We start from the raw sequence: 8,316 nt of genomic DNA, 5'->3' as shown, positions 1-8,316 counted from the left end.
CGCCGGCATCCGCCACGGCTGGATCCGCAAGATCAAAGACGCCACCTACACCACGGCCTTGACAACACCCAACACCCCTTAACTACGCGGCATTGGGGCAAGGATCAGGGTCAGCCGCTGGGGCAGCCGCAGCGTCAGCATCGCCATCAGCGGCGCGCCGACGATCATCCCTATGGCGAAGACCGTGATCAGCAGTCCGGCTCGCGCCACACTGACCTGCACGTCGCCCGCTATCTCGGGCAGCAGGCCCGCCACTACGAACTCGGTCGTGCCCATCAGGAATGTGCCCAGCGCCAGCACGTACACGACGAGCGGAAGCCGGGTGGGCGGACGCCCGCGGTCACTGGCGCTTACATCGGCGGGGGCGTGGAGGGCTCCTCCTCGCGTGGTCATGCATCATCTCCGCAGCGATCGAGATCGGGGTGCGCATCCCACGAAACAGCCCCTTCCGCCCGCGCGGGAGGCTGCGTTTATAGGGGGTACAAGCTCGACCCCCCTGCCGGGGATTGCGGGCCGTAGCGTGGGAAGCATGGAAAGCCGCTCCGAGAACCGCGCCGACATCCGTGACTTCCTCGCCCGCCGGCGCGCCCAGCTCACCCCCGAGCAGGTCGGCCTGCCCACCAGCGGCCGGCGCCGGGTGCCCGGGCTGCGCCGTGAGGAGGTCGCCGTTCTCGCCGGGGTGAGCACCGAGTGGTACACGCGGCTGGAGAAGGGCCACATCAGCGGCGTGTCCGAGGAGGTCCTCGACGCGGTGGCGCGCACCCTGCAGCTGAGCGAGGACGAACGCATCTACCTGTTCGACCTGGCCAAAGCCGCCCATCCCAGCCCCGCACCCCGCCGCCGCCGCAAAGCCGTCGACGTCCCGCCCCGCGTCCAGTGGCTCCTCGACTCCATGACACTGTCCGCAGCCTTCGTCAGCAACGGCCGCCTGGACATCGTGGCCACCAACGCCCTGGCCCGCGCCCTGTTCGCGCCGATGTTCGACAGCCGCACCACCGGCGAGCGCAGCCTCCCCAACTTCGCCCGGTACTACTTCCTCGACGACGCCTCCCACGACTTCGTCGAGGACTGGGACCGCGCCGCCAACACCACCGTCGCACTGCTGCGCGCCGAAGCCGGCCGCTATCCCAACGACAGGGCACTGCGTGAACTCGTCGGCGAGCTGTCCACCATCAGCGCCGAATTCCGCACCCGGTGGGCCGCCCACAACGTGCGCATCCACCACGGCGGAGTCAAACGCTTCCACCACCCCGACGCCGGCCCACTGGAACTGACCTATCAGCCACTGGACCTGCCCATCTCCGCTCACGAAGCGCACTCACTGACCATCTACACCGCCCAGCCGGGCACCCCCGACGAAGAACGACTCAAGCTCCTCGCCAGCTGGACGGCCACCCCCGGACCCACCAGCTCGCTGCGCAGACGGTCGTGAGCCGGGCGAGCCGGACCGTTGCGGTGCAGGAGATCCTCGTTGCTGCCCTAAACCGACGTCGTATCTGCGTAGCGCGGTGCGCAAGTTGGGAGCTGGCACCGATCCCTGAGCTGCAGCCGCAACGCGCTGCCTCGAAAAGCCACGCCTGGGATCCGGTGGTCTGAACAGCCCCCAGCTGGTACCTCGCACTGCGCGAGGTGGGTCTGGCCTACGTGGTCGCGCTCACGCGCACCGCGGCGCCCGGGTTCGCGCCGACCAACCGCACACCTGGCGCGATACCAAGCGTCCCGGCTACTGGACACCCGTGGCGCGGCGCTTCCGCGACGGGCACACCGAGACCTGGTGGCCGCTGATGGCCGCCTGAGTGGCTACGGCCCCAGCTCACCCTGCCGACTGGTCGTGGCCACCACCGACCCAGCCCGCCTGCCGGAGAGGGCCACCTGGTACCTGGCCGCCAACCTGCCCCCAGCGGGCCGCTTGCCTCCCGCGAAGCGCAAGGAGACTGATCGTTGTGAAGGTGGTGAGCGCCACGTTCCCCCACAGGTGCCGGAGTGAACTGGGCGGCTTCGACCGGGGCTACCCCTGCGTGAGGACTCCTGTGTCGGTCTTGGCACATCCCGTGGGTCAGTTCGCCTGGGTCAGTTCGCCAGGTACGCGGCGAACTGCGTCTCGAGGGCCGGGTACAGCAGGGTCAGGTCGTCGTGCAGCGTGGACTTCACGTTGCGACTGAGCTCATCGACGATGGCCTCGGCCTGGCCTGCCTCCAGCGCGTCCAGGGCGCTGCGGGCCACGTCGGAGGGCGGGGTCTTGGGGATGTCGATGCCGGCTTGCATGTCCGTGTCGACCGGCCCGACGTGGACGGCGACGACTTCGGTCCCCTGCGTCTTGAGCTGCTGCCTGGCGGCGTTGGTGTAGCTCCATGCGGCCGCCTTCGACGCGCTGTACGTTGCGGCCACGGGATACGCCGCCCAGGAGACGACCGAGAGCATGTTGACGAAGGCACCGCCACCGTTGGCTGCCACGACCGGGGCGAAGGCTTGCGTCATGGCGATGAGCCCGAAGTAGTTCACCTCGAGCTCGTTGCGCGCGACGTCGAGCGGTGCGGAGAGGGCGAGGTTTCCGCTGGCGATCCCGGCGTTGTTCACGACGATCGCGACATCGGCGAGCTCGGCCGCGGCCGCGGCGACAGCCGCCGGGTCCGTCACGTCCAGCGCGACGGGCGTGAGCCGCGGATCGGTGATCGTGGCGACATCGCGTACAGCCGCGTACACCCTGGTCGCACCGCGCTCAAGGAGTTCCTCTGCGAATGCCTTGCCGATGCCACGGTTGGCGCCGGTCACCAGTGCGACCGAACCTTTGATCTTCATGTCTGCCTCTTCTGATCAGGTGTTGGGGGTTGGGCGTGGCCAGAGGGTTGAGCGACGACGCCTCGACGAGCGCGACTGCTGCCCGGTGGCGTTCCTGCGGGACTGTCCGCCGGCAGGACACCTTGCGTGTATCGGTCTTCTCGTTGACGAAGCGTCGATGGCCGTGTGGCTGCGGACCGTGGCGGTGCGGTTCGCCTTTTGGTGCGGTCTGCGTGCGAGGGGTCAGCCGGGCAGCTGGTTGAGCTTGCGCATTTGCCGGTCGAATGCCCGGACGGGCACGATGCGGCGCAACACGCTGACACGTGAGGCTGTCGGACCGGCGGCGTAGCGCAGCTTCGGCTTGGGTGCGGTGGCCGCGGTCACGATCACCTTGGCGACGACGGACGGATCGTCGCCCTTCTTGATCAGTTCCGCGACGAGCTGGTCGAACACGCCGCGCTGTTTCGCGTAGACGGGCAGCGGCAGGTCGGAGCGCACGGCGTTCGCGTCGAACGAGGTTTTGGTCAGGGCGGGTTCGACCAGCAGTACCCGCACCCCGTGCTCGCGGACCTCGTGGTCCACGGACTCGGAGTAGCCCTCGATCGCGTGCTTGGAGGCGGCGTAGATGGCCATGTAGGGCTGCGGGACGAGCCCGACGACGGACGAGAGGTTGATGATGCGCCCGGATCCCTGGGCACGCATGTGCGGCAGGACGGCCTTCATCATGCGTATGGCGCCGAAGACGTTGACGTCGATGATGCGTTGATCCTGCGCGAGCGAGCTTTCCTCGGCGGCGCCCGCCGCGCCGATGCCGGCGTTGTTGACGAGCACGTCGATCCCTCCGAACCGCTCGATCACCTGCTTGACCACGGTGGTGGCCGAATCGGCGCCGGTCACGTCCAGATCGAGCATCGTCACACCCGGGGTGGGGGCGAGCCCGGAGGTGTTGCGGCTCGTCCCGACCACCTCGAAGCCCGCCTCGGCGAGAGCGGCGGCGGCCGCCTTCCCGATTCCTGAGGACGCCCCTGTCACCAGCGCCACCGGCCTGTTCGTCGTCACCGCAGTCTCCTTCATCAGTGGATCAAGGCTGATTAAATTATGTTCGTAATACTATGCGGGATGGAGTCGACTGGCAAGCGGGCTGATCGGGGGGCACCTGAGGGCGACGTCCCGAGTGGAAGAGGGTGCAGGCAGACGGGCCGGCGGCGCTCGGCGGGGGCGGGTGCCCGGCGCGCGTGCGACCCGTCGATTTGCATCGATCGGCGCCGATGCCAGTACACGCAGCCGTAACTGTGCGCGGGACCACAGCCCCGGCGCTGCGGTGCCTCAGCTCGGCTTCGGCACGCTCAGGAGGGCGAGGGCGTTGCTGATGCCCTGTTCGAGAACCGCCTGCGACAACTGTTCATCCGCCAGAGCACGGGCCAGTTGCAACGTGCCGACCATCCCGGCATAGGCGGTGAGCACCGCAAGGCGCAGCGACGCCGGATCGTGCGGCGCCAGGCGCGCCGCGATGTCGTCGGCGATGGCGACCACTCCGTCGGTGTAAGCCCGTTTGGTCGCCTGCCCGCACCGGCCGATCTCGTCGAGCAGCGCGGCGGACGGGCAGCCTTCCGCGGGATGGTCGCGATGCTCGACGGAGAGGTACGCGCGCACGAGCTGTTCGACGCCGCCGTCACCCGCCATCGCGTCCAGGCTCTCGGCCAAGTCGCGAAGTTGTTGTGCGACGGCGTTGACGACCAGGTCGTCCTTGGAGGCGAAATGGGCGTAGAAAGCGCCGTTGGTCAACCCGGCATCCGACATGAGCACGGCAACCCCGGAGCCGTTGATGCCGTCGCGCTTGAACCGGCGCCCGGCCGCCTCGATGATGCGCTGCCGGGTGGCCTGCTTGTGCTCTTTCCCGTAGCGCGCCACTGGTCCTCCTTCACCTGTGGACGGCCGTCGCCCAGACCTAACCTTATCGTACGACCATAATTCAACGAGTGGCACCCAAGTGGTCGCCATGCCCCCTTCAGGAGCAGGTACTTACGCAGCCATGCGTCGTGGTCCGATTTCACCACCCGGTGAGCTGGCCCACCGTGAGGCTGCGGGGTGAGACGGGTGTGTCAGGCGTCCGCCGCGTACCGCCAGAACTCCCTGATCACCGGTGCGGGCACGGGACCCATCGCTGCCACCTGAGTCAGCAGGATGGTGACCGCACCCGTGGCCGGGATGGCGTGCGCCGCTGTGCCCGTGCCGCCGACCCAGCCGTAACGGCCGGGCACATTCCACGGGTTGGTCCGGTCGATGCCAACCGAGCCACCGAAGCCCCAGCCCTGGCCCTCCAGGAACAGTCGGCCGATGTCGCGCTGCCCCGGATTCGTATGGTCGGTGGTCATCATGCGCACGGAGTCGGCCGACAGCACCCGGCGGCCGTCGGCCGCCACCCCGCCGGCCAGCAACATCCGGCAGAAGGCCAGCCAGTCGTCGGCGGTCGAGGCCAGCCCGCCATTGCCGAGCGGTAGCGCGGGCGGCCTACTCCACTCGCCGTCCGGACCGTCGGCGAGCTCCAGGCCGCCGCGGTCGCTTGGCCTGTAGAAACTGGTGAACCGGTCCCGCTTGGCGGCCGGCACCTCGAAACCGGTGTCCACCATGCCCAGCGGCGTGAAGATCCGCTCCGCCAGAAACTCCGGCAGCGGCTGTCCGGTGACCCGCGAAATCAGCACACCCTGCAGGACGGAGCAGGTGTCGTACAGCCATGCAGCGCCCGGCTGGTACAGCAGCGGGATGCGGCCGAGCGCCGTCATCCACTCGTCGGCCGGCGGGAAGTTGCTCGGCACCCGGCCGTCCTTTTGCACCGTGAACAACTCCTGCACCGCCGGCAGTGTGAAGTCGGAGGGGAATCCGTACCCGGCCTGGGAGGCCAGCACGTCGGATACGGTGATGGGCCGGTCGGCCGGCACGACGTCGTCCACCGGGCTCGCCGGTGTGCGTACGACCACCGGCTTCCCCAGCTCCGGCAGCCACATCCGGATCGGGTCGTCCAGCGCGATCGTGCCCTCCTCCACGAGGATCAGCAGTGCGGCGGCGGTGACGGACTTGCTGATCGAGGCGACCCGGAAGATGGAGTCCCTCGCCATCGGGGCGCCGCCGTCGGCGTCCTGCGCGCCGACGGCCGCCACCTCGACCTGGTCACCCCGGGCCACGAGGCCAACCGCTCCCGGCAGCGCACCGGCACCGACGTGGGCTTCGAGCAAGTCGTGCAGGGTCGTCATGAGGCCGCCTTCCAGAAGATTGCTGTCGAAAGACAGACTTCCGCACGGGCCGGGAATCATCGGCGTCGGCTGGTCTGGTGGCCTGAGCCTCGCCAGGTGGAGGTGGTGGTGGTGGTGCGCACCCTCGAAGAGGTGCCGGAGGGTGCCACGCACTGGTCGAAACGGGAGCTGGCCAATTGGGTGCTGATCTCGCCCACGAGCGTGCTGCGGATCTGGCGGGCGTTCGGGCTGCAGCCATGGCGCACGCAGGACTTCAAGATCTCTCCGGACCCGCTGCTGAACGACACACTGGCGTGGACCGCATCGCCCTGCCGTTCCGGCTCGGGGCAGGCGATGACCAGTGCGTCTTCACTCGTACCCCGCCATTGACGGCAGTTAATGAGCGGGCCCCGAGCACCGGGCGGTGAATCGGGGCACAGTCGGCCGGCGACTCCCGCCCGCGAAGAGTGCGTAGGCGAGAGTCTGCTGTAGCAGAGGCGCCGGCTGGGATTGCAACCCGGTGCCGGCAAGGCCACGCGTCGCCGCAGCAGCGGTCATGGTTCAGCGGCTCTCCCGGCGGCCCCCCACCCCGAGGATCATCGCCGCTGCCCCATAGCACCTCTGCACGCCAAGTCCTCACCCGATCGGCCTACACGGCTCCCGTGCCGATGTGCGGCGTACCCCGTTCGGCCGCATGGTGAGGGTGACCAGGTTGCCGCCGAGCAGCAGCTGTGATCGCTGCAGCAGGGAGGCGTCGTGACCGTGATAGCTCTGCTCGTCCCGGTGGTGCTCATCCTCATTCTGTTCGGGACGTCCGCTCTGGAAGATCTTCTGTTCCCGCCGCCTCGAGCACCCTCCCCGGAAGGGCAGACGGCGAGGCCGAATGATTGACGCTTTCAGCCCTGGAAGAGATGCAAGAAATAGAGCCTGGTGGTTCCGGTTGGCCGCCAGGAGGTGCCCAACGAGGATCACCCCGGCGACCGGCCATTCGATCAAGCCGGTCACCGTGAGTAGGCCAACCCCGCCGAAGAACGCCAGCTGGTCCGGCGAAGCCGGTAGGGCGAATTCACCCACCAGCGGCAGGGTCAACCGAACAGTGCCGCGGTCGGCCGCATTGGCCTCCACCCGTCGGCCATCATGCCCGGACGGCGCCGAGCTACCGGTAGGTGGATTTCTCCGCGTCGTCGAGGAAGCGGTATCGGCAGCCATCGAACTACCTCCGGTCCATTCCGTCGCCATCGACACGAGTCCCCGTATCGCGCCGCCGCATGCGAGCAGTTGTGCGTACTGCCGGTCGGGGATTCAGCGTGTACAAGCTCGCGTTCACCGCCCCAGGGCTGCAAGCCGTTGGCCGAAAGTGCCGACGTAGACGCCTTCGACAAACCTTGCGGCTCGCCGCGACCGGCGTGCGGCTTTTCACTGTGGCGAACATGGTCGCGTCTGGCGGTCGACCCGAGGTCCACCTGCGCCGGAAACGCTCTCGCCCAAGATCTGTGTCGACCTGATCCCGCCCCCCTCTCACAGATGCAGAGCCGGGCCGAACCTCGCAGCCGCTCGTGCCCAGCCGCCGTGACCGACGAACTCCCACATGGGGGGTCGAGGGCCACCGGGTCGGTCAGGACAGCGCCCGGACCGGCGAGATCGCCGTGGGGGGACAGTGCGGCACCGCCTCGTCATCCACGCCCCCACCCGCGCCAGGCCGGGCGCGCCATGTGCTACGCGGATCGTTACGGACGAGTGGGCGGGTGCGATCACAGATCAGGCACTCGCAGATCGTCGCAGGAGCCCAGACTGCGTGAGCCACCGACTGCATCGTCCGCGTCAGCGCAGCCGATCTCACGGCGCAGCCGCACCGGAGCGATCCGGTGCGGCTGCGCCGTCTCAGGGCTCCGCGTAGAGTCCCGGCAGGAAGGACCCCGGCGGGGCCTCGCCGTATCATTGACGCCCCGATAACGCGGGGGCGCGGGAAACCGGACCTGACCAGGTTGAAGACCTCACGGGCTGCATATCGCTTGAGGCATCGGATGATCTCACGGCGGGTCTTGCCTTCCTGGGTGCGGCGTTCGTAGTACGCCTGGGTGCGCGGGTCGTGCCGCAGCCGGGTGAAGACGATGCGGTGCAGGGCGGCGTTGGCCTGCCGGTCGCCGCCGTAGTTGAGCCGGCTCGTACTCCGACGGCCCGACGAATACTCGACAGGGCTGACTCCGCAAAGCGCAGCAAAGGATGCCTCGGTGCTCAGCCGCTCGGGGTTGTCTCCCATGGTGATCAGCAAGGTGACTGCGCTGTCCGGGCCGATGCCCACCTGGGC

Annotated in this window: 7 protein-coding genes and 2 pseudogenes; 2 read left to right on the top strand and 7 right to left on the bottom strand. The window is 68.6% G+C overall.

Translation table 11 applies throughout. The features are described from left to right. Positions 1-96: 96 nt before the first annotated feature. Positions 97-276, bottom strand: a pseudogene (locus ABZ646_RS34035) (MFS transporter); the annotation flags it as partial. Between the two features lie 253 nt (positions 277-529). On the opposite strand from ABZ646_RS34035, the gene ABZ646_RS34030 reads away from it, so the two are divergent. Then, on the top strand, positions 530-1,432 hold the full coding sequence (locus ABZ646_RS34030) for a helix-turn-helix transcriptional regulator (RefSeq protein WP_360527633.1): 903 nt from the start codon (positions 530-532) through the stop codon (positions 1,430-1,432). 638 nt (positions 1,433-2,070) lie between these two features. On the opposite strand, the gene ABZ646_RS34025 is transcribed toward ABZ646_RS34030, so the two are convergent. The 4 genes from ABZ646_RS34025 to ABZ646_RS34010 all read right to left on the bottom strand — a co-directional run bounded on the left by ABZ646_RS34025 (position 2,071) and on the right by ABZ646_RS34010 (position 6,029). Next, a complete protein-coding gene (locus ABZ646_RS34025) occupies positions 2,071-2,799 on the bottom strand; it encodes an SDR family oxidoreductase (protein ID WP_360527630.1) in 729 nt (242 codons plus the stop codon). 222 nt (positions 2,800-3,021) lie between these two features. Then, the gene (locus ABZ646_RS34020; RefSeq protein WP_360527627.1) at positions 3,022-3,837 is read right to left on the bottom strand and encodes an oxidoreductase; all 816 of its coding nucleotides are present in this window, start codon (positions 3,835-3,837) and stop codon (positions 3,022-3,024) included. A 267-nt stretch (positions 3,838-4,104) separates the two neighbouring features. Beyond that, complete coding sequence (locus tag ABZ646_RS34015; protein WP_360527624.1) at positions 4,105-4,689, bottom strand: TetR family transcriptional regulator; 585 nt, start codon at positions 4,687-4,689, stop codon at positions 4,105-4,107. 191 nt (positions 4,690-4,880) lie between these two features. Continuing rightward, on the bottom strand, positions 4,881-6,029 hold the full coding sequence (locus tag ABZ646_RS34010) for a serine hydrolase domain-containing protein (protein WP_360527621.1): 1,149 nt from the start codon (positions 6,027-6,029) through the stop codon (positions 4,881-4,883). Between the two features lie 96 nt (positions 6,030-6,125). On the opposite strand from ABZ646_RS34010, the gene ABZ646_RS34005 reads away from it, so the two are divergent. Continuing rightward, positions 6,126-6,398 carry a hypothetical protein gene (locus ABZ646_RS34005; RefSeq protein ID WP_360527618.1) on the top strand — a complete coding sequence of 91 codons (273 nt, stop codon included), beginning with the start codon at positions 6,126-6,128 and terminating at the stop codon, positions 6,396-6,398. 246 nt (positions 6,399-6,644) lie between these two features. Here the strand turns inward: ABZ646_RS34005 and ABZ646_RS34000 are convergent, their stop codons facing one another. Continuing rightward, positions 6,645-7,133 (bottom strand): hypothetical protein, encoded by a 489-nt coding sequence (locus ABZ646_RS34000; protein ID WP_360527616.1) that lies wholly within the window; start codon positions 7,131-7,133, stop codon positions 6,645-6,647. A gap of 853 nt (positions 7,134-7,986) precedes the next feature. Then, positions 7,987-8,316, bottom strand: a pseudogene (locus ABZ646_RS33995) (IS110 family transposase); the annotation flags it as partial.

Source organism: Streptomyces sp. NPDC007162 (genome assembly GCF_040634175.1).
Taxonomy (GTDB): Bacteria; Actinomycetota; Actinomycetes; order Streptomycetales; family Streptomycetaceae; genus Streptomyces.
Note: the sequence above shows the minus strand (reverse complement) of the source record. Positions and strands in the feature narration are given on the sequence as shown.

Coding starts and splice junctions, on each gene's coding strand:
- ABZ646_RS34030 (WP_360527633.1), top strand. CDS start 530: ATGGAAAGCCGCTCCGAGAACCGCGCCGACATCCGTGACTTCCTCGCC.
- ABZ646_RS34025 (WP_360527630.1), bottom strand. CDS start 2,799: ATGAAGATCAAAGGTTCGGTCGCACTGGTGACCGGCGCCAACCGTGGC.
- ABZ646_RS34010 (WP_360527621.1), bottom strand. CDS start 6,029: ATGACGACCCTGCACGACTTGCTCGAAGCCCACGTCGGTGCCGGTGCG.